This is a genomic window from Acinetobacter sp. ANC 3882 (assembly GCF_022549545.1).
Taxonomy (GTDB): domain Bacteria; phylum Pseudomonadota; class Gammaproteobacteria; order Pseudomonadales; family Moraxellaceae; genus Acinetobacter.
The window spans coordinates 25,548-47,056 of record NZ_JAKZGB010000005.1 but is presented as its reverse complement, the minus strand read 5'-3'; the positions used below and the strand labels follow the sequence as shown (position 1 = coordinate 47,056).

Here is a 21,509-nt window from a genome sequence, read left to right as displayed (position 1 = left end):
ATTCTCCAGATAGCGCACAAGAAACCAAACAAATTGCCCAAGCGCAAAACCTTAGCTCACCCATATAAATGCTGAAGAAAAAATCAAGCAGCTAAATACATAACGAAATAACCCTCTATCTGCTCAGTAAATCAGGAAAATCCTACATTCAACTCTTGTGGCAACTTTAAAACTTCTCTATCTTTAAGCAAAAGATTCTGTGCATTGGATGCGTTTATGCTCACCCATTTAACTTTAATTAATTTTGCACTCGCTGACCATTTGGCTTTAGATATTGAACAAGGCTTCAATGTGCTGACTGGTGAAACTGGCGCGGGCAAATCATTATTGTTAGATGCCCTGTCTGCCTGCTTAGGTGAACGTACTGATACCAATTATGTGCGCTACGGTGCAGATAAAGCAGACATCACTGCAGTATTTAGCTATCAGCCTGAAAGTGCCGAAGCACATTGGCTGACGGAACACGAACTGGATGATGACTCAGGTGAAATTCATTTAAGACGTGTGGTTTTTGCTACAGGTCGCAGCAAGGCCTGGATTAATGGCCGCCCGAGTAGTTTAGCTGAACTCAAAGAAATTGGACGTTTGCTGGTACAGCTCTATAGTCAACACAGTCAACAACAGTTATTAGAACCGCCTTATCCGAGACGCTGGTTAGACCGTTATCATAATTTTGCTGAGCCCTCAAATGCGGTACGCGAAGCGTATAGTACATGGCAAAAGAATATTCGGCTGCATCAAGCGGCTTTGGATGCTCAAGCCACACGGATTCAAAAAATACAAAACCTAGAGTCTCAAATCGAAGAACTTGAGGACGTGGTTCAAACAGATTATCGAGAAACTGAACAAGAATTTGATCGTCTGAGTCACCACGAACATATCATGCAGGACTGTAGTTATAGCCTAAATGTATTGGATGAAGCGGAGCAAAATATTACTCAAGAAGTTGCCTCGATCATTCGTCGCTTAGAATCTCATGCGGGTCGCAGTGAACAACTTTCCAATATTTATAATGCATTATTGAATGCCCAAAGCGAAATCGATGATGCTACGGCGAGCTTACGTCAATTTATTGATCGCCAAAGCTTTGATCCTGAGCGTATGGAACAGTTGAATGCGACTTTAGAAGTATTCCATCGCCTAGCACGCAAGCACCGTACTCAACCTGAATTACTGAAACAAGAATACGAAACTTGGCAGCAAGAATTAGAACAATTACATCAACTTGAAGATCCAGAAACCTTAGCCGAACAAGTTGAAATTTCTTATCAAGCATTTATGCAGAAAGCACAGCATTTAGATGATATTCGTCGTGCAGCTGCAATTCCATTGGCCAAACAACTAACCGAACAAGTTAAACCGCTAGCACTACCTGAAGCACATTTCGAATTTAAGTTTGAACCACAAGAAGCTGCCAATGCAGAAGGATTAAGCTTCATTCAGCTGTTATTTACCGCGAATAAAGGGATCCCACCGCAGCCACTTGCACGTGTTGCATCAGGGGGCGAACTCTCACGTATTGCGTTGGTGATGCAGGTCATGAATGCCGAAAAAACGGATGCTGAAGTACTGGTATTTGACGAAATTGATGTGGGGATTAGTGGTGGCACGGCTGAGGTGGTTGGACGTCTGTTGGCGGATTTAGCCCAACACGTACAATTGCTGTGTATAACTCACCAAGCACAGGTTGCTGCGCAGTCTGACCAACATTTATTGGTGAAGAAACAGCAGACCGATCCTGCAAGCAGTACCATTATTGAGCTTGACGAAGATCAACGTATTTTAGAGCTGGCACGTATGTCGGGTGGTGTTGAAATCAGCGAAACCACCTTGCAACACGCAAAACAATTACGTCAGCTCAAATTTCAATCTGCCTGACCCTGTTACAAAATATTAGAAAATAATTGGCGAAATCCGATTAACTCTTGTATGTTGATAAAAAGAACCTATATAGATAGATCAGCACAATTTTTGATGGAGAACCGCCTAGGTGACGAAACAATACTTAACTCACCGTTGTCTCATCGCTCCACCAGACATGGCAGATGACAGCTTTGCAAACACCGTCATTTATCTTGCTCGCCATGACGAAGACGGTGCTCAAGGCATTATTATTAACCGCCCATCTGACCTACAAATCAAAGAACTACTCAATGATTTAGAGATTGATGCCGACAATGTACAGCCACATGCTGTTTTGCAGGGCGGTCCATTACGTCCAGAAGCAGGATTTGTTCTACACACAGGCCAACCGACATGGCATTCATCAATTGCAGTGGGTGAGAACGTCTGTATCACCACCAGCAAAGATATCTTGGATGCGATTGCACATAATGAAGGTGTCGGACGTTATCAAATCGCATTGGGTTATGCGAGCTGGAGCAAAAATCAGCTTGAAGAAGAAATTGCACGTGGCGACTGGCTCATTTGCGATTCGGACATGGATCTGATTTTTAATCTGCCATATGACGACCGCTGGGATGCAGCTTACAGAAAAATCGGGGTAGACCGTACTTGGCTGGCGTCTGAGATTGGTCATGCCTAATATGCAAAATGCTCAATCGATTATGGCTTTTGATTTCGGTACCCAAAAAATGGGGATGGCAATCGGTCAATCCAGTATTGAAAGTAGCAATCCCCTGCCATTATTTACAATGAAAGATGGTATTCCTGATTGGGATAAACTTTTAAAGATCGTCAAAGAATGGCAACCTCAATTATTTTTAGTGGGCTTACCACTGAACATGGATGATAGTGAATCTGAACTGTCTGCTCGTGCCCGTAAATTTGCCCGACGTTTACGTCATCAAACCAATATCGAAACTTGGATGGTGGATGAACGACTGACTACACGTGAAGCGAGAGAAGAACTTGAGTTTTATCAAAATAAAGGTCAGGCCAAACGCTTATCCGCTGATAGTTTTGCCGCTGCATTACTGATTCAAAGCTGGTACCACGATCCTGCTGGGATTACGCCTTAAAAAAATCGCACTCCAGTTCTTTCAACATAGCGGCATCCGTGCCGCTCAGCGCAAGTGAATAAGATCATTTTTCAATAATTCTAACCGTTGCGGTACGTCCAGAAACAAAAGCCAATGGATTATGCGGTTGCTCATCCAAAACAATTTTCACTGGTACACGTTGCGCCAAACGCACCCAACTAAAGGTTGGATTCACATTTGCCAACAGATTAGAACTGCCTGAACGTTCACGATCTTCAATCCCTGTGGCGATGCCTTGTACATGTCCGCGAATCTGCTGACGATCACCCATCAATTGGACAGTTGCCGAATCACCGACATGAATACGATTCAATTTGGTTTCTTCAAAGTAACCGACGACATAAAGTTGTTGGCGATCTAAAAGTGCTGCAACCGCTTGCCCAACTTTGACGTAGTTACCCACGCGTAAATCAAAGTTTGATAAGGTTCCGTCCGCTGGAGCAACCACCTCCGAGCGATGTAAATTCAATTGCGCCAAATGCAGGTTACTATTCGCAACCTCAATTAAGGCTTGTTGTTGTTGAATGGCAGCATTGGCTTGTTCAATATTGGCCGTCAGTTGCTCTTTTTCAGCTACAGCTTGATCACGCACAGCAAATACTTGATCCTGTTCCTGCTTTGAAATCGCACCATCCATCAAGCTTGCATATCGAGCTGCATTTCTTTCTGCCAGCTTTTTATTCGCTTCAGTCTTGACCAAACTGGCTTTTGCACCCGCTAGATTGGCATGTGCTTGTGCCAGACCTGCTTTGGCTTTGGCTAAATCTGATTTAGCTTGCTCAACATCCAGTGCTTGACGTGCCACATCAATTTTAAAAAGTACCTGCCCTTTTTTCACCGTCTGGTTATCTTGAACCAGTACTTCGGTGACTAAGCCGTTGACGTCAGATGCAACCTGAATCACATCACCACGGATACGACCATCACGCGTCCACGGAGCAGCATTGTAGTAATTCCATAAATGCACCACCGTATATACAGCAATCAGAACTGCCAGTATCAATACAATCGGACGTATGATTTTTCGCACATCAAATGCATTCATGTTCATCACCTCTACCACTTTCTTTTAAATCATTAAATTTCAGAATAAGCATTTATTCAAAGACCTTAAGCCCACAGCCACACAAACAACCAATGCACCACAAGCAATAAACCAAAGTAAAAACATAGGTTGAAAATACTCGGTAAGGCGATCCAGCCCTTGATTGCCGCACGGTCAATGAAAGGACTCATCAACTTGAACAGCACGTAGGCAATAATGGCTTGCACCAAAAGGATTGGGATATAAATCCCATAAACATTAATTTCACCCATGAGATACACCTAAGCCGTATATATCCGAATACATCTGTTCTGTTGAGACATGACCAATGCTTTCGCAAATATTATTGAGAGAAATCAACAGCCGCTGGTGCAATTGAACATCTTCAACCTGTTGTGCCATACGCTGCAAACGTTCTATTTGCTGCACAATGTGTATTGGGAAATGATTGATTGACAGCTGTTTTTCTTGGGCATAGAAATAGTCAGCGAGTTGCTGCTGCAATACATTGAGTTCACTTTGCAGCGCTGTCTGTTGGGGTAACTTCTGGCTAATTTCTTGTAACCGTACCAAATCAACTGTCGAGCTACTTTCAACCAACGCATGTTGAATCGCAGTTTTAATCTCAGGATTTTGTACCATCTTGGTATTCAATACCCCGACACGGTCTAACATACTGCGCAAATGGATTTTAAAATCACTGCCATAAGACAAATACAGAGTTTGTCGCATCGCTTGATAATGTAAAGCCAAAATCCGCGTTGCACTGGTATCTGGTGAAATTGCACGGACCAAATTAATGACAATCAGAGACACCAAAACCCCTAATATCATCCCAAAAGAGCCATCCAGATAAGAAACCGCATCCATCGTATATTGGTTATGCAAGTTCAAACCCATCATGGTATTAATCCCAAGCACCATCCCGATCGGCATCAACATCTGATTCGCCATCATCGTCACGGCCACAAGGAATACAGGAAAGAGTACTAAAGCTAACTGCCAGAAATGAGTCACATGCGGAAAAATGCCAAAGGCGTATAAAAACACCAGACCTGCCGAGACAACACTGCCCCAGATAAAGATTCTGAGTACAGGTACAGGGTTATCCAAAGCCGTCAGAATACAGGCGGTAATCGCACCCATTTGTGCCATCATAAAACCTGTTTTCCAACCCGATAAAATCCATGCCCCTGTCACAATAAAGGTAATCAATACCGCGCTAATCCCACCACGAATCGCAATGCCATGATCGCGATGCAAACTCGGATATTTGGTTGTGATTGCTGTAATCTCAGCTGGAATATCTTTTTGACCTTGTTGGATCTGCTGCCAAATCAACTTCACCGCCAAAATATTGGCAATAAAATGCCGAACATCCATTTTCAATGCAGCCAGCACGATTTGTTGTTCAGATGATGCCATCGCAATCAGTTCAGCAAAATCCTCTTCAAAACCTACAGGAAGCTCTTGTAAATCGCTTGGAACTAACTCTCTTTCCTGCTTTAAAAATGCCAGTGTATGTTGATGAATACGATTTAAATGCGGTGCAAGGTCAACCAACTGCATATGCTGTAACTGTTTGACTCGCTGAGACAATGCAACCAGATTGGCGACCACCAATGAAACCTGATGAAGCATTTCCTGCAAAGGTTTGGTCATACCATTGAGTTCACCTTTTTCATACGCCAGATGTACTGCCAAGGCATGAATATCTGAAGCATCACGGGTGATCACCGACAAAACCTGAGTGTAATTCTCAGGTTCATCCTGAACTTTAATTAATCTTTCAAAAGTACTTTCCAGATCACTTAAGGTCTTGTTGACACGCTGCTTGATCATTGCACCAACATGAACTGGAAAGAAAGTTGCCGATACCACTGCCGTTGCTATCACGCCAATTGAGATTTCCAAGACTCGTGCCAAGGCAATATCAAAAATATTGTAGGTGTCGATATAGGTAATGGCATTATAGGCAATCATGGCCGTTGAATAGCCTGCCAGCATAAAGACATAACTACGAGCAGTACGGTCAAGCAATGATACGTATAAAGCAAAGCCCACCCATAACGACAAAATAATGGTGAACAGCCACGGCGTATTGATGAAATGCGGTGTGAGCAATAAAGCAATTATCGCCCCTGCAATAGTACCCACCAAACGATAGACACACTTTGAAGACACCATACCCGAGTACGGACTGGCGATAATTAAGACTGTACCAATCGACCACATTGGATTAATTAAATCTAATTCAAACGAGATAAACAGTGCCAGCATACCTGCCACAAATGTTTTGCACGCAAAAATGAGGTCGAGTCGACTCGGTCTAAAAGCCAACAACTGTTTAAATAGCATGAACGTGTCTCAATTCAGATTCAGCCTTACCATTCTTACGTCACTAAAAAAGTGACGACTCGTCCTGACTGATTTGAGAAATTCGAATCAGGGCAACCGATATTAATAAAGCTGAGGATTGGGCGTGATACACAATGTTGGGTATTTTTAGACCAGAAATCCTAAAAATAATTATCCCAATAAGACATTGTGTTGCTAATTTTTTCAAAATAGAGTGAAATAGTCAACATAAATTATCACTATTTGATAATTTTTAATTTTAATTTAGAATAATCCCAATAAAAGTAATTCATTTTCTCAGGATAGTCGTTAATTTATTAGCCACGGATGATCAAATTTAAAAGTCCATTCACGACCTTGCGCTTTTCTGCTATAAAGCAATAAAAGTTCGGTTTTCACGTTATTTTTTAAGGAGTAGACAACTCATCATGGCAATTTCGAGTTTTGGTAAAATTCTCACCGTGCTGGATTTATTTTCAGTTTCACGTCCGATTATCAATGTCGATATCATTTGTGATGAGCTGAGCCTCTCCAAACCAACAGCCTATCGTTATCTAAAAGAACTCGTTTCTGCCGATATGCTCAAACGAATCAGCGGCACTTCTGGCGACTATACACTTGGCTCTAAAATTGCAGTTTTAGACTATATTTCGCATAGTACCGACCCTCTAGTTCAGATCAGTATTCCCTTTATGCGAGATATCGTAGATCGTACCGAACTGTGCTGTTTGCTGACCTATTTAAATCATGATTATTGTATCGACCTACATCATGAAACCTTTAAAGATGCAGAACTCCTTTCTTTTGGACGAGGTTGCCCACGACCTGTCTATATCGGCGCCTCTCCTAAAATTGTCATTGCACATTTAACCAAGCAACGTATTCAAGGCTATTATCAGCAGTTTTCGAAAGAATTGGCTCAAGTCGGATTTGCACAGACTGAAGATGAGTTCATTCAACACATGCGGAAAATTAAAAAGCAAGGTTTCTACCTGTCACAAGGTGAGATTGATCCTCAGCTTTGCAGCTTGTCAGTTCCTATCCGATTTTCAAGTAAAGAAGCCCCGATTGCACTCACTTTAGTCGCCTCGAAGAATCGTTTTGATTTCATCAACATTCAAAAGTTAATTGAAATTTTGCAAAATAATGCAACTCAAATCGAGCATAAATTTGCAACGCTTTCAGAAATTCAAAATAATCAAAGCTGAGAATATTAAAAAACATTTACATTTTTCACTGTTGTAAATTGCAATAAATTCTCATATTATGATTATGTTCTTCAGCATACTCTCCCAAAAGAGCATGACTTTCCTCAGAGAACTAAGCTCATTTTTGTGATGGGCTTTTTTCTTGTCTGATTTTTTATAGCACAATAAAAAAGCCCTCTCAACAGAAGGCCTTTTTTGTCAAATATACAAAACTATCAGGGTTGTTTTAAGTACGGCCAAGCGGCTTTAAGATAAATAAACATCGACCAAAGGGTAAGTATCACCGCAGCGTAAAGCAACGCATAAGCCCAGATTTCCAAAGGCTTCCAGTTCAACAAAAACACACTAATGGCGATCATCTGAAAAGCTGTTTTATATTTCCCCACGGTCGAGACTGCTACATTAGTACGTGCCCCCAACTCTGCCATCCATTCACGCAATGCAGAAACAGTAATTTCACGAGAAATAATCACAATCGCAGCGAAAGCCATTGAAATAGTCGGCTGCCATTGCACCAATACAATCAGTGCTGCGGCAACCATTAACTTATCCGCAACGGGGTCAAGAAAGCGACCAAAAGCAGACGTCTGGTTTAAAGTTCTCGCCAAATAGCCATCAAACCAATCGGTTACTGCAGCAATAATAAATATTGCAGTCAGTACCAGATGGCGCATCATTCCCCCATGATGCTCAGCAATCCCAATTGCTGGTGGCCAATAAGCAATCACCAAAAATACAGGGATAAAGGCAATACGTGCCAAAGTTAAAATATTAGGAATGTTCAGGATCTGCCCTGTGCTCATAAACACCGCCATGTTGTTCGCATCAAATATGCATACTGCACAAAGGATATGCTGAGATTGTATTCATGTGTCAGCAACTTTATACGAAATGCACCGTAGTGTCGACTAGGCAAAAACTACAACTGTCTGTCTAAGCACCGCAATTAACTGGTTTTTACGATCCCAAACATACGCATATTCAGTTGAATAACCGTGTTCTGCATATTCAGTCACAACTTTATATTTAAACCAATCCTGAATCTGATCCGAAATCGGATTCAGATAGGTAATTTGCCACGTGAGTGAACTTGCAGGAGCTGGAGTCTTAAACATTGGCAAAACACCCGGCGGCCACACATCCATTAGCACAAATAAATCGGCCAATTGCATGTCACGATTCGGATGAAAATTGGGTGCAAAGCGGCTCCATCCACCAAAGTCTGGCACTTTACTGCCTGCCATTGGATAACTACCCTCTGCCCAGCAAAGCTCAAATTGCTGTAAACACTCAGGCATCAACCCTTCAAGATAGAAGGTCTTATCAAGCTGCTCAGGTGTTGGATAATCTGGAACTTGCGGCAAATTCTGTACATGAATACGCGAATCACGTTGTGTACCAAAACTGGCAATTAAAATACTTTGAACCGCATCATCCTGCCATAACCTGACTTCCAGTGTGGTAACAGACTTCCCTTCACGTAATATTTCAGCACTGAGTCTCGCTCGCCCTTCCTGAACAGGCCCGACAAAAGTGATATTACAGCTGAGTAATTGTTTTGCCGCATCATCAACAGCATGAAGGGCTTTCTGGATCAATAATCCTGCAACCAGACCACCAAACACGGTACGACCTTGTAACCAACCCGATGGAATATCAATCCATTCCTGTTGTTCAACCTGCTGATATAACGGAAGCAATGACATTGTTTTTCCTTGATCCTCAAAACATCCCTATCTTTGAATGTTTTTAGTCATTTGTGAATGATCTTTGATACAACAGTATTGGGAAGTTTTGGTCAATCGGTCAAATTACTCATGCAAGATTTTATAAATCGTTCTTGCCATAACCTCTCCTAAACCAGGAACGAGCATTAACTCTTTTTCCGATGCTCTGAGTACACCTTGTATCCCACCAAAATGGGTCAAAAGATCTCGTCTACGTTTCGGCCCTAAGCCAGGAATCGCCTCTAATACAGAGCTGCTCCGACGTTTATCCCGCTTGGCTCGGTGCTTGGTAATTGCAAAACGGTGCGCTTCATCCCGTACCTGTTGAATGAGGTGTAGAGCTTTATGATCTTCTGGAAGTTGAATCTTGGTGCCATCGGTAAAATGTAGCGTTTCCAAACCGGGCTTACGTCCTTCACCTTTGGAAACCCCGATCATAAATGCATCCAACTCTAGTTCCTGCATCACCTCCATCGCCATATGCAGTTGTCCTTTACCGCCATCAATCAATAGCAGGTCTGGCAACATATTCTTTTTATAACGGCGTGTCAGGGCTTGCCGCATTGCAGCATAATCATCGCCCCCAGTAATGTCCTGAATGGCAAATTGACGATAATCGCGCTTTCTCGCCCCGCCTTGATCAAAGACCACACAAGATGCAATCGGCGCTTCGCCCATGGTATGACTGATATCAAAACATTCGATCCGATCGATTGGACGCCCCACCACCTGTTCAAGCTGATGAAAGCGCTCATTGAGTTCCAGATGGTTACTGAGTTTGCCTTTAATGGCATGTTGCACATTCATTTGTGCCAACTCTAACCACTCAGCACGGGTCTCACGCACTTTATGCTTGATCTGGACCTTTTTATTAAAGGTTTGCTGTAATGCCTCTTCCAGTTGTAGTTTGTCAGGCACATCAACATTGACAATCAACTCTGTTGGAACCTCATCCGCCACTTGGAAATAGAAGTTTGCGATAAAGTCACTGAGCATCTGCCCCAAATCATCACCCAACATATCTGGGAAATAGCTTTTTCCACCCAGCATCCGCCCATTACGTACATACATAATTTGGACGCACGTCACTCCAGCTTGGTAGGCAATTGCTAAGATATCGGCTTCACCTTTGATTTTAAAAACAGCTTGTTGTGCCTGAACTTCACGCAGCAAAGCCAAGCGATCACGATAGAAAACAGCTTTTTCAAATTCCAGTGCTTCAGCCGCCTGCTCCATTTTTCCAATCAGCTCTTGATTCAGCTCTTTGGTATCACCCTGTAGAAAACGGATGGAGTTATCAACATCTTCTTTATATTCGTCTGGACTGATCAGGCCTACGCAAGGTGCGGTACAACGTTTGATCTGATATTGCAGACACGGACGTTTTCTTTGTGAAAAATAGCTATTTTCACATTGGCGGACATTAAACAGTTTTTGTAAGACTAAAAGCGTATCACGCGCACTATAGGCACTTGGATAGGGTCCAAAAAACTTACCAATTTGATGCTTGCCTTTGCCACGTCCACTGGCAATACGCGGATAGGGTTTATCTGATGAGACAAAAATATAGACGTAAGATTTATCGTCGCGCAACATGATGTTGTAGGTTGGGCGATGTAACTTAATCAGATTCTGTTCGAGTAATAAGGCTTCTGTTTCGGAACGCACCACCAAGCTTTCAATATCATAAATACGTGAAACCAAGGCCTGTGTTTTAGGATGCTCAATGGTTTTAACAAAATAGCTCGATACACGATTTTTTAAATTTTTAGCTTTGCCCACATATAGTAACTCTCCATCCTTACCGAGCATTTTATAAACGCCAGGTAACTGAGTCATGTGAGCAAGTATTTTTTCAATGTGTTCTCGAGCGTTTGGGTTCACGATGTGCCTATTCTCTCTATTGACACCACATGATGTGATGCTTGCTTAATTTTTTTCAAGTTTTAAATGTGGATATCCTGTAAAGGCACGCACTATAGCTGAGTTAATGATCCATCATGGATTGATTTAAAGCCTTACAAAAGGCCTGTTTATCTTTTGGTGACACCAGAATATGCGTTGTCTCACCATTTTTCAGATAATCAATTCTTAAACGATCCAAAGATAAAGCTGGTGAAGAAATGAAATAGTGTGTAGATGAAATTCTCTTCACATCAGACTTGTTGATTTGCCATTTGAACCACAGTGAACGAATGATTAGATGCTGCTCCGTAACAATATAGCGTGTATTGAAAATCGGCCACCAGAGTATGGCAATTGTCAAAAAATAAAGTACGGCATGTTCAGGATATTCCTGCATTGTCCCCTTCACATACATCGTCCATAAAAACTTAAGTAATAAACCCGTTGTTGCGATCACTGCACCCCAGAACCACCAATCAATTTTGGAACGAAACGTTTGCATATCTTTCTTCAAAGCAAATTTAATGAATTAAAATATTCTAAGTCATCTCCAATAAAAAAACGCCCTTTCGGGCGTTCTATCTTATTCAAACTTAAAATACATAAGGACGAATAAAAATAAGGAAGAACAAGCCGAGCATGATGAACCACTTCAAAAAATAATACAGTGAGCGATTCGATTTCTTCAAAGCTTTCGCTTTAATACGGATTTGGTAAATATAACCAAACGCTTTATTTAACCCACCTGTTTGGTCACCCGCTTCATTTGGTGAACTCGCTGCCGTCATCACACTTTTACCAAACCAGTGATTAAACTTTTCCATAAAGCGTGTTTTTAAAGGACGCTCTACGTCAGCGAAGAAAATAATACGGTTTTGGTCTGTGGTATTTTCAGCATAATGGATATAGGTTTCATCAAACACAACACTTTCACCATCACGCCAAGAATAACGCTCGCCATCAACATCGATAAAGCAACGATCATCATTCGGTGTGATTAAACCTAAATGGTAGCGCAATGAACCTGCATAAGGATCACGATGACGTACCAAACGACTGTCTGGTGCCAACTCTGTAAACATTGCCGCTTTAATCGTAGGCAAAGTCTTAAGCAATGCTGTGGTTTTTGGGCAAAGCTCAGCTGCCGATGGATGTGCTGAGTCGTACCATTTCAAATAGAAACGTTTCCAGCCTGTTTTAAAGAATGAGTTAAAACCCAAGTCATCATAACTACTGGATGCTTTAATCCCACCTTTGTCATACAAAGCTTTAGCTTCGTCACGAATCATTTCCCAATTTTCATCTAGAACTTTTAAGTCCTGAAAATGTTGGGTGTCGATATACGGTTGATTCGGCACTTTAGAAAACATGTACATTAAAAAGTTAATGGGTGCGAGAATCGTAGAATGGTCAAAAAATTGACGGTAAAACGAATGTTTTACTTTTCCGCGGCGTTGAATATATAACGCCGAAATGATAAAAATCGCTAATATGATCCACTTAATCATAGACTACTCTATCTTCTTAGCTGAAAACCAAATGCCAGTTTGATAACCAAATTTCAAAATCGCACTCAAAAAATAAGCCTACTATTCTAACAAATTTATTGATGTAAATACCAATTTGCTTTATTTAACCTGAGTAACAGCAGATTTTGAATTCTCTATTACAATCAATGAGTAACTACGCTATTTCAATCGAAAAATTTATTTTTATTCATGTTTTAGCAGTTCAAGTCCAAGATTACAATAAATTGATGACCCTAGCGTCACGGCTTGATACAACTTGTTATGTCCTTTTTGGATATAGTTATCGTAAGATTAGCGAAGCTTTTTTGTGTGCTTAAGCGCACACACGCTTTATGACATCCACTCAGAATCCTCCACAACAAGGGAGATCAGGCATGATCCACGCTGGCAATGCCATTACCGTCCAAATGCTTGCGGACGGAATTGCAGAATTCCGCTTTGACTTACAAGGTGAGTCGGTTAATAAATTTAACCGTGCAACCATCGAAGACTTCCAAGCAGCGATTGCTGCAGTGAAAGCCAATAACGATATTAAAGGCTTAGTTGTTACCTCTGGCAAATCAACTTTCATCGTTGGTGCTGATATCACTGAATTTGGCGATAACTTCGCTGCGGGTGAGCAAGCGATTGTTGATTGGCTTATGCCTGTACATGATGTCTTCAACAGCTTTGAAGATTTAGATCTACCTAAAGTTGCTGCAATCAATGGTACAGCGCTTGGTGGTGGTTTTGAAATGTGCTTGGTTTGTGACTATCGTGTGATGTCAGAACAAGCGCAAGTTGGCTTACCAGAAATCAAACTCGGTATCTATCCTGGTTTTGGTGGTAGCGTACGTTTAAGCCGTGTTATTGGTATCGACAATGCCGTTGAATGGATGGCAATGGCGAATCCTAAAAAACCAGCTGCTGCACTAAAAGATGGTGCGGTAGATGCGGTTGTTGCTGCTGACAAACTTCAAGAAGCTGCTGTTGATTTAGTTAAGCAGGCACTTGCTGGTCGTTTGAACTGGAAAGCAAAGCGTCAAGAAAAATTAGATGCGATTAAATTGAACCCGCTTGAACAAATGATGGCGTTCAATACAGCGAAAGGTGCGGTCCTTGCGAAAGCAAATCCTGCACAATACCCTGCTCCAAAGTTATTGCTTGATTCTTTACAAGCAGGTGCAAGCTTAACACGTGATGATGCATTAAAAGCTGAAGCACAAGGTTTTGCTAAAGCAGCAATTACACCACAAGCAGGTGCATTGATTGGTTTATTTATCAATGACCAAGTGGTGAAGAAAACTGCGAAGAAATATGAGAAAGGTGCTCATCCTGTTAACCAAGCAGCTGTATTAGGTGCTGGTATCATGGGTGGTGGTATTGCTTACCAAGCGGCAAGCAAAGGTACACCGATCATCATGAAAGACATTGGTAACCCACAACTTGCATTGGGTATGACAGAAGCAAATGGCTTACTGACCAAGCAAGTTGAACGCAAGAAAATGAAACCTGCACAAATGGGTGAAACACTTGCTCGCATCCGTCCAACTTTAAGCTATGACGAGTTTAAAGAAGTGGATATCGTGATCGAAGCCGTGACTGAAAATCCAAAAGTAAAAGAAATCGTTCTTGCTGATACTGAAAAACATGTTCGTGAAAACACGATCATTGCATCTAACACCTCTACGATTTCAATTACTCGTTTGGCGAAAGCATTACAACGTCCTGAAAACTTCGTTGGTATGCACTTCTTCAACCCAGTACACATGATGCCACTGGTTGAAGTTATTCGTGGTGAGAAGACTTCTGAAGAAGCAATCGCAACAACTGTGGTACTTGCTCAAAAAATGGGTAAAACACCAATCGTTGTCAACGACTGCCCAGGCTTCTTGGTTAACCGCGTATTGTTCCCTTACTTTGGTGCATTCGACCTGCTTGTAAAAGATGGTGCGGATTTCCAACAAGTGGACAATGTGATGGCGAAATTCGGCTGGCCTATGGGTCCTGCATACTTGATCGATGTTGTTGGTATCGATACAGGTGTTCATGGCGCAGAAGTGATGGCTGAAGGTTTCCCTGACCGTATGAAGCCAGACTACAAAGGTTCGATCGAAGCAATGTATGAAGCAAAACGTCTTGGTCAAAAAAATGACGTTGGTTTCTACAAATACGTGTTAGACAAGAAAGGTAAGAAAGCGAAAACTGTTGATCCAACAGCATACGAAATCATTGCACCGTTCGTGACTGGTGAAAAACGCGAGTTTGATAGCCAAGAAATTATTGACCGTATGATGCTTGCTTTCTGTAACGAAACAGTTCGTTGCTTAGAAGACAACATCGTTGCAACTGCTTCTGAAGCAGATATGGCAATGATCATGGGTGTAGGTTTCCCTCCATTCCGTGGTGGTCCATGCCGTTACATCGACCAAACAGGTGTTGCTGAATACGTTGCGCTTTGCGACAAATATGCACACTTAGGTAAGGCTTATGAAGCGCCACAAATGTTGCGTGACATGGCTGCTAACAACACAAAATTCTACGGTTAAGGAGCGACGTGAATGGCTACTTTAAATCCACGTGACGTTGTGATTGTTGATGGCGTTCGTTCTGCCATGGGCAAATCACGTAACGGTATGTTCCGCAATGTACGTGCCGACAGTTTATCTGCTGAATTAGTACGTGCACTTGTTGCTCGTAACCAGTTTGATACCAATGAAGTTGAAGATGTAATCTGGGGCTGTGTAAACCAAACTTTAGAGCAAGGTATGAACATTGCTCGTAACATTGGTTTATTGGCTGATATTCCAAAAACTGCTGGCGGCCAAACAGTAAACCGTCTTTGTGGTTCTTCTATGCAAGCAATCCACACGGCTGCTGCACAGATTGCAACCAACCAAGGTGATGTCTTCATCATCGGTGGTGTAGAGCACATGGGCCACGTAGGTATGATGCACGGCATCGATCTTAACCCAGAAGCATCTAAACACTATGCGAAAGCATCTAACATGATGGGCTTAACCGCTGAAATGTTAGGTCGCATGAATGGTATTTCTCGTGAAGAACAAGATGCATTCGGTGTTGAATCTCACCGTCGTGCTTGGGCTGCAACACAAGAAGGTCGTTTCAAAAACGAAATCGTGGGTGTTGAAGGTCATGATGCCAATGGCTTCAAAATCCTTTGCGACATCGACGAAGTAATTCGTGCTGATGCCAACCTTGAAGCGTTCAAAGCATTGAAACCAGTTTTCGATCCTAAAGGTGGTTCAGTAACAGCAGCGACTTCTTCTGCTCTTTCTGACGGCGCATCTGCAATGTTGCTTATGTCTGCTGAACGTGCTCAAGCATTGGGTTTAAAACCACGTGCCGTGATTCGTTCAATGGCAATCGCAGGTTGTGATGCTGCAATCATGGGTTATGGTCCAGTACCAGCAACTCAAAAAGCGCTTAAACGTGCTGGTTTAACGATGGCGGATATCCAGACTATCGAATTAAACGAAGCATTTGCTGCTCAAGGCTTATCAGTGATGAAAGGTCTAGGCGTTTATGACAAACAAGACATCATCAACTTGAATGGTGGTGCGATTGCATTGGGTCACCCATTGGGCTGTTCTGGTGCGCGTATCACAACAACATTGTTGAACGTGATGGAACAACAAGATACTCAAATCGGTCTTGCGACGATGTGTATCGGTCTTGGCCAAGGTATCGCGACCATTATCGAACGTGTTTAATCGACACTGAGAGAAATAAAAATCCCCGCACTCTGCGGGGATTTTTATTTAATAAGATAACTTAATAAGGCTGTTTAAAGCCTCTCAGTCCATCTTGAATTTGCTGTTGTAATCGCAAAATATCATCGGTATTTAACTTAATTGTGCCATTACGAATCCCATCAATATTATTTCGATTAATATTCAAAGGTTCCAGCATTTTAAAAATACCATTAGTCGGGTCAGAAGACTGTAAACCAGAAGCAACCGCTAAAATATATTGCTGTAACACTGGTGAAAATTGAGACAAATCAGGCTGTGCTGCCGTAGGTTGGTAATTCACGACCAGTGGACTTTCACTTACACCAGCATTCTGCATATCATTGTGGATTTTATAGACACGGTGTTGCAGTGCTTGGCGGACTTGCTTATCTTCCTGATAAGGCACAAATCCCACTTCTTCACGCAATTCAGATTCAGCCATGACGCGAATGGTCGGTAATGAAGTAACGTCTGCTTCATTCGCATAGGCCATCGGCAAACCTGTAAAAGCCAATGCAGTGATCAGGACGGATCGTTTTAGAAAATTCATCTCTTGCTCCAAACATCCCTCATCCATAAGAAGATTGAGTTAAATAAAAGTGTCTATTTAATAGGCTACAACAAAGTGATGTTTGATTCAGTAGAGGTCAGATAAACGGTAAAGATCATGCAAATCTGGATTCAGGCTAAAGGATATTTTACCAGTCAGACAAATTTAAGCATGTAGTTCCTATTCCCTAGATTTTTGTTTATAGTCATTTTTCTTATCCAATCAGTTCTAAAAAGAAAGAATGAATTTTAAAACATTGAATCATAAAATATTTATTTGCTGTTTATTATCTGGATTAGTCCTTACAGGCTGTGCAAGTAACCGAGTCATTGGTGAAACCACACGGGACTTATACACAAAATATGAATCTGGTCATGAATGGACAACATTAATCGAAGATGAAGTGATTGCCTTTGGTAAACCATCCAGTCCCCTGCCAAATGAACCGACCAATAGCATTATCATTGCAGGGAAACAATATAGCTATGTGATTAACAAAGGGGGAGCAGAATTCATTGCACTCATCAGCCAGCTCAATCCAGCGTATATTCATATCAGCCGCGATTTAAATTTTATCGCCCCAGCTCCTGATAGCAATCGTTTTAGAGGTCAATTTAGATTCGCGTATACGCCACCAAATGGAAATCTCAGTGAAAAAGAGCAAGCACTATTTAAGCAATATGGTATAGCGCCTTGTCACTGTATCGACAAGCAGAATCCTCATACCTTTGAATTAAGCCTTGAAGGCATTGTTTATCCTGCGGTGAGTAACCTTAAATCATTACAACCACTCTCCAAGCCTTATCGAGTTAAAATTCAATACCTTCACTATAAAAGTGGCAAAGTTCAGTTATCGACTAAAGAAAAACTAGCTAATTTACCTCTGCTGCCCTTTACTTTAACCCTTGATGCAATTGCATTGCCCGCAAAAGTTTTAGGTATTATTTATCAGCCCTAAGATGATCAATCCTCAGCATAAAATGATTACAACCTTAAATTCAATCTAAGGCACAGATCTAAGCTTTCAAATAAAAGGAACACATGGATGTTTACATCACAAACAAAGACAGTAATTGCACTAGCAACGATAGCCGTACTCTCTACAGGTTGTGCCACTTCAACCCTGATCAAGAAAGACAATCGAAGTTATACTCGAACCACAAAAGTGACTTTGGTTGAAGACAATGTCGTCGCTTTTGGCCGTCCTGCGCAAAATGCTACAAACCTGCCTAAAGACAGCATCGTGATTGCAGGCCAACAGAAAAGTTATATCCTCACTCAGGGCGGGACTCAGTTCGTTACGCTAATCAGTAAGCTTGATCCTAAAAATATTCAAATCACCCGTGATCTCAATTTCTATTCAGAAAAAAATGATGGTCATTTTTCAGGGACTTTGCCGCTTTCTTATGTGAAATTGAAAGAAGACTTAAGCAAGAAAGACCTTGAGTTTTTTATTGAAAATGGTGCAAAAGAATGTTCGTCTTCAAGTGATGAGCGTATGCAAGCGCAACGCTTCTGTTTTGACATTAAATTGGCAGGTGTGGTGTATCCAGCAGCCAACAATCTCAGCTCATTAAAGGCGTTAAGCAAAGCTTATCAAGTCACCATATATACCAACAAAGAAGAAAGTTATAAATCCAAGTCCGGCTTGAATCCCTTTGAAAAACTGGTGTTGTTACCTTTTGCAGTCGCAATTGACGTAGTCAGCCTCCCTTTCCAAGCTGCGGACAAAATTTTTGATTAATCTCTAAAAAGACTTTTGTAATAAGATGATGAAGTGACTAACTATGCGTTTCCTCTTCATCATCCCCTTCAAAGGTTTTGGAAATTTTTTCGATATTTAAGCTCTTGGCCATCGCATCAAAGATGTTCTTATACGTACCTTGTTGCTGATAAAGTTGATGATGTTCACCATGTTCTACAATCATGCCATCCTGCATAACATAGGTGTAATCCGCATCGATAATTTGCGAAAGATTATGTGAGATGATAATTACGGTGCGTCCCTGCTTAATCTCATCCAGACTGTGTTTGATTTGCTCAGTTGCAATTGCATCCAAACTGGCAGTTGGTTCATCCAGGAAGATGATCGGTGGGTTTTTCAGGAACATGCGTGCAATCGCAATCCGTTGTTGTTGCCCACCTGAAAGTAACAAGGCATCAGATTGATAGGCCAAAGGTAACTTGAGAATCTGATCATGGATAGACGCTTTTTTTGCAGCGAGGATAATCTCATCCTGTGTCGCATCCATCTTGCCGTAACGGATATTTTCCTCAATCGTGCCCTGAAAGATATGATTTTTTTGCAGTACTAAACCAATGTGGTCGCGTAGATATTGAGTATCGATCTCGGTCAATGACGTTCCATTGAGTAGAATATCTCCCGACTGAGGCAAATAGAATTTATCCAGCAGACTGATTAAGGTTGATTTACCTGCGCCTGACAAGCCAACCAACGCGGTAATTTTATTCGGCTGAATGGTTAAATTGATGTCTTTCAGTGCATGGTAGCCATTGGGATAAAAGAAGTTGACCTGTTTCAACTCAAACTTACCTGTTAATGGTTGAGGTTTCAGCTCGCCAGAGGTTTCAATTTCATCATCAGCTTCCAATATCTTAAAAAAGCTTTCCGCATAAATCATGGCATCATTCACTTCATCATAAATACGATGTAAGGAACGAATCGGTGCAGAGACATTATTGAACAACAAAATATGGAACATGATCATGCCAATGCTCATATCCCCCACCAAAACGAAATAGGCGGTTAAAATAATGATAAACACCACGCCAATCTGTTCAATAAAGGTTTTAAGTCCATCGAACAAGAAACTGAGTTGGCGCGTATGCATCTGATCTTGGGTCAATTGTTTTTGTAAGCTGAGCTGTTTTTCGGCCTCAATCTGTTCACGGTTAAATGATTTAATCACTGTAATCGACTGAATAATACTCAAGGTGCCCTGACTTTTACGTTCGCGCCCATCTCGTAAATTACGTCGTGTGCCACTCAGTTTCTGCGCCTGTTTAAAGGTAATCCAGAAATAAATCGGCACAATACTTAAGGCCACTAAACCAATCCAGAAGTTGGCATAGAACATCAAACACAGGGCAATAATTGCACTGCTAAACAACGGAAAAATATCAATAAAGAAGATTTGCACCAGCCGAGTAATCGAGCCAATACCACGATCAATACGGGTTTGTAACTTTCCTGCCTGATTATCATCCTGCGTAAAGAACGCCAATCGATATTGTAAAAACTTGACGATGATCGACTGAGCCACATCCTGTGAGATCAGAATCCTTAATTTTTCGCCAAAGAATTTCTGCCCAAACTGAATGAAAATATTGAGCACTTCTTTGCTCAATAAAATCACACTGATGGTGATCAGGATATGCAAGCCTGCATTTAGGCCCTGCCCTGATTCAACCACAACATTGATCTGATCGACAGCATATTGCAGGGTTAACGCATTCACCTGAGCGGTTAAGGCACCAATTAAGGTCAGGACTAAGGTCACTGCAACCAGCCATTTATAGGGGAGTACAAACGGCTTAACTTTATGAAATAACTGCCATAGATTCATCTTGTTCGACTTCTACCTGTGCTCATACTGCAATATTTGTGCATTATCAATCTCGGTTACAGCTCATCCTCTAAAGCTTCGACATTATTTTTCTTAATTTTTTCCATCTTGGCATTCAGCTTTAAAACATCTTGATACAGCGTATTAAACTTTTTCACCTGTGTTGTTTCAGCAAACAGAATGGTTTTATCGTTTCTTTGCCATGGATATTTTTTCAGCATATCAAACATCGCCTGTGCCTTTTCGATAATCTGCTGCTCAATCGGGAAAATATCATGCGCTTTGTCCGCTTTCAGATTATGTTCTAATTTTGCTTGGAGTGAGCTTCTCATTTCATTATGGATAGCCAAACTTTTTGCCTGCTGCATGGAACTGGTCTGAATCTGTTGCCTTGCTTGCTCATACTCAGCCGATGCTTTACGGACATTTACAAACATCTGCTCAGTCTCTTTATAGTTTTGCTTGCGGTCTTGGTCCAAGCGTTCAACATCTAAAAAAGTATCCCAATTGGCTGCTTTGAGTTCTCGTAAATAGCGATTGCGAGCTTCTACATTTTGCATCCAATAACTGAGTAGAAACTCGGACATCAACTTATAATCCCCCGCTAAACGATCATCATGAATATCTAGCTGCACGGGTGTGGACCAGTCTTGCGCCTGATCATAAAGTGTACGCATTTTCTCAGCCATCACCACTTCAAACATTTGCTGACTATTGATGGCTCGCTGTTTCAAGGTATGCTGATAAAAGAAGAAAGAACCGATACACAGCACGACAACGGTAATAAATAATAAAAAACGGCGCATAGTGCCTCCAAATATAATTATATTTTTTATGTTGTTAATCTGAGTTTAATCTATAAAA

At 41.5% G+C, this 21,509-nt stretch carries 19 protein-coding genes; 8 read left to right on the top strand and 11 right to left on the bottom strand.

Annotation, left to right across the window (positions count from 1 at the left end; all coding sequences use genetic code 11):
* Nucleotides 1–216 precede the first annotated feature (216 nt).
* The 3 genes from recN (at nt 217) to ruvX (ending at nt 2,981) form a co-directional block, all read left to right on the top strand.
* Nucleotides 217–1,878, top strand: coding sequence for a DNA repair protein RecN (gene recN, locus MMO42_RS11080; RefSeq protein ID WP_241320562.1), 1,662 nt, complete (start codon nt 217–219; stop codon nt 1,876–1,878).
* 112 nt (nt 1,879–1,990) lie between these two features.
* Entirely contained in the window at nt 1,991–2,545 is a 555-nt protein-coding gene (locus MMO42_RS11075; RefSeq protein WP_005154877.1) for a YqgE/AlgH family protein, read from the top strand.
* Nucleotides 2,538–2,981, top strand: coding sequence for a Holliday junction resolvase RuvX (ruvX, locus tag MMO42_RS11070; RefSeq protein ID WP_241320561.1), 444 nt, complete (start codon nt 2,538–2,540; stop codon nt 2,979–2,981). The genes MMO42_RS11075 and ruvX overlap by 8 nt, the downstream gene beginning before the upstream one ends.
* A 64-nt stretch (nt 2,982–3,045) precedes the next feature.
* On the opposite strand, the gene MMO42_RS11065 is transcribed toward ruvX, so the two are convergent.
* From MMO42_RS11065 to MMO42_RS11055, 3 genes are all read right to left on the bottom strand, one after another.
* Nucleotides 3,046–4,047 (bottom strand): HlyD family secretion protein, encoded by a 1,002-nt coding sequence (locus MMO42_RS11065; RefSeq protein ID WP_005210140.1) that lies wholly within the window; start codon nt 4,045–4,047, stop codon nt 3,046–3,048.
* 65 nt (nt 4,048–4,112) lie between these two features.
* Nucleotides 4,113–4,319, bottom strand: coding sequence for a DUF1656 domain-containing protein (locus tag MMO42_RS11060; RefSeq protein WP_241320560.1), 207 nt, complete (start codon nt 4,317–4,319; stop codon nt 4,113–4,115).
* Nucleotides 4,312–6,405 carry an FUSC family protein gene (locus tag MMO42_RS11055; RefSeq protein WP_241320559.1) on the bottom strand — a complete coding sequence of 698 codons (2,094 nt, stop codon included), beginning with the start codon at nt 6,403–6,405 and terminating at the stop codon, nt 4,312–4,314. The genes MMO42_RS11060 and MMO42_RS11055 overlap by 8 nt, the downstream gene beginning before the upstream one ends.
* A 428-nt stretch (nt 6,406–6,833) precedes the next feature.
* Between MMO42_RS11055 and MMO42_RS11050 the strand changes: the two genes are divergently transcribed.
* On the top strand, nt 6,834–7,613 hold the full coding sequence (locus MMO42_RS11050) for an IclR family transcriptional regulator C-terminal domain-containing protein (RefSeq protein ID WP_241320558.1): 780 nt from the start codon (nt 6,834–6,836) through the stop codon (nt 7,611–7,613).
* Nucleotides 7,614–7,828: 215 nt separating this feature from the next.
* On the opposite strand, the gene pgsA is transcribed toward MMO42_RS11050, so the two are convergent.
* The 5 genes from pgsA to lpxO all read right to left on the bottom strand — a co-directional run bounded on the left by pgsA (nt 7,829) and on the right by lpxO (nt 12,753).
* Nucleotides 7,829–8,416: a CDP-diacylglycerol--glycerol-3-phosphate 3-phosphatidyltransferase gene (gene pgsA, locus MMO42_RS11045; protein WP_241320679.1), complete on the bottom strand. Its 588-nt coding sequence runs from the start codon at nt 8,414–8,416 to the stop codon at nt 7,829–7,831.
* A gap of 105 nt (nt 8,417–8,521) precedes the next feature.
* On the bottom strand, nt 8,522–9,319 hold the full coding sequence (locus tag MMO42_RS11040) for a thioesterase family protein (RefSeq protein ID WP_241320557.1): 798 nt from the start codon (nt 9,317–9,319) through the stop codon (nt 8,522–8,524).
* A 105-nt stretch (nt 9,320–9,424) separates the two neighbouring features.
* Entirely contained in the window at nt 9,425–11,224 is a 1,800-nt protein-coding gene (gene uvrC, locus MMO42_RS11035; RefSeq protein ID WP_241320556.1) for an excinuclease ABC subunit UvrC, read from the bottom strand.
* Between the two features lie 103 nt (nt 11,225–11,327).
* Nucleotides 11,328–11,747 (bottom strand): PH domain-containing protein, encoded by a 420-nt coding sequence (locus MMO42_RS11030; RefSeq protein WP_241320555.1) that lies wholly within the window; start codon nt 11,745–11,747, stop codon nt 11,328–11,330.
* 91 nt (nt 11,748–11,838) lie between these two features.
* The gene (gene lpxO / locus MMO42_RS11025) at nt 11,839–12,753 is read right to left on the bottom strand and encodes a lipid A hydroxylase LpxO (RefSeq protein WP_004802281.1); all 915 of its coding nucleotides are present in this window, start codon (nt 12,751–12,753) and stop codon (nt 11,839–11,841) included.
* 395 nt (nt 12,754–13,148) lie between these two features.
* Between lpxO and fadB the strand changes: the two genes are divergently transcribed.
* Together fadB and fadA are read left to right on the top strand one after the other, a co-directional pair.
* Entirely contained in the window at nt 13,149–15,302 is a 2,154-nt protein-coding gene (gene fadB / locus MMO42_RS11020) for a fatty acid oxidation complex subunit alpha FadB (protein ID WP_005291394.1), read from the top strand.
* 12 nt (nt 15,303–15,314) lie between these two features.
* Nucleotides 15,315–16,487, top strand: coding sequence for an acetyl-CoA C-acyltransferase FadA (gene fadA / locus MMO42_RS11015; protein WP_004802276.1), 1,173 nt, complete (start codon nt 15,315–15,317; stop codon nt 16,485–16,487).
* 61 nt (nt 16,488–16,548) lie between these two features.
* On the opposite strand, the gene MMO42_RS11010 is transcribed toward fadA, so the two are convergent.
* Complete coding sequence (locus MMO42_RS11010; protein ID WP_241320554.1) at nt 16,549–17,058, bottom strand: hypothetical protein; 510 nt, start codon at nt 17,056–17,058, stop codon at nt 16,549–16,551.
* A 241-nt stretch (nt 17,059–17,299) separates the two neighbouring features.
* Between MMO42_RS11010 and MMO42_RS11005 the strand changes: the two genes are divergently transcribed.
* Both MMO42_RS11005 and MMO42_RS11000 read left to right on the top strand, forming a co-directional pair.
* Nucleotides 17,300–18,016 (top strand): hypothetical protein, encoded by a 717-nt coding sequence (locus MMO42_RS11005; protein WP_241320553.1) that lies wholly within the window; start codon nt 17,300–17,302, stop codon nt 18,014–18,016.
* 87 nt (nt 18,017–18,103) lie between these two features.
* Entirely contained in the window at nt 18,104–18,802 is a 699-nt protein-coding gene (locus MMO42_RS11000; RefSeq protein ID WP_241320552.1) for a hypothetical protein, read from the top strand.
* A 37-nt stretch (nt 18,803–18,839) separates the two neighbouring features.
* On the opposite strand, the gene MMO42_RS10995 is transcribed toward MMO42_RS11000, so the two are convergent.
* Nucleotides 18,840–20,645, bottom strand: a complete 1,806-nt coding sequence (locus tag MMO42_RS10995; RefSeq protein ID WP_241320551.1) for an ABC transporter ATP-binding protein — start codon at nt 20,643–20,645, stop codon at nt 18,840–18,842.
* 56 nt (nt 20,646–20,701) lie between these two features.
* Nucleotides 20,702–21,451, bottom strand: coding sequence for a hypothetical protein (locus MMO42_RS10990; protein ID WP_241320550.1), 750 nt, complete (start codon nt 21,449–21,451; stop codon nt 20,702–20,704).
* Nucleotides 21,452–21,509: the final 58 nt, after the last annotated feature.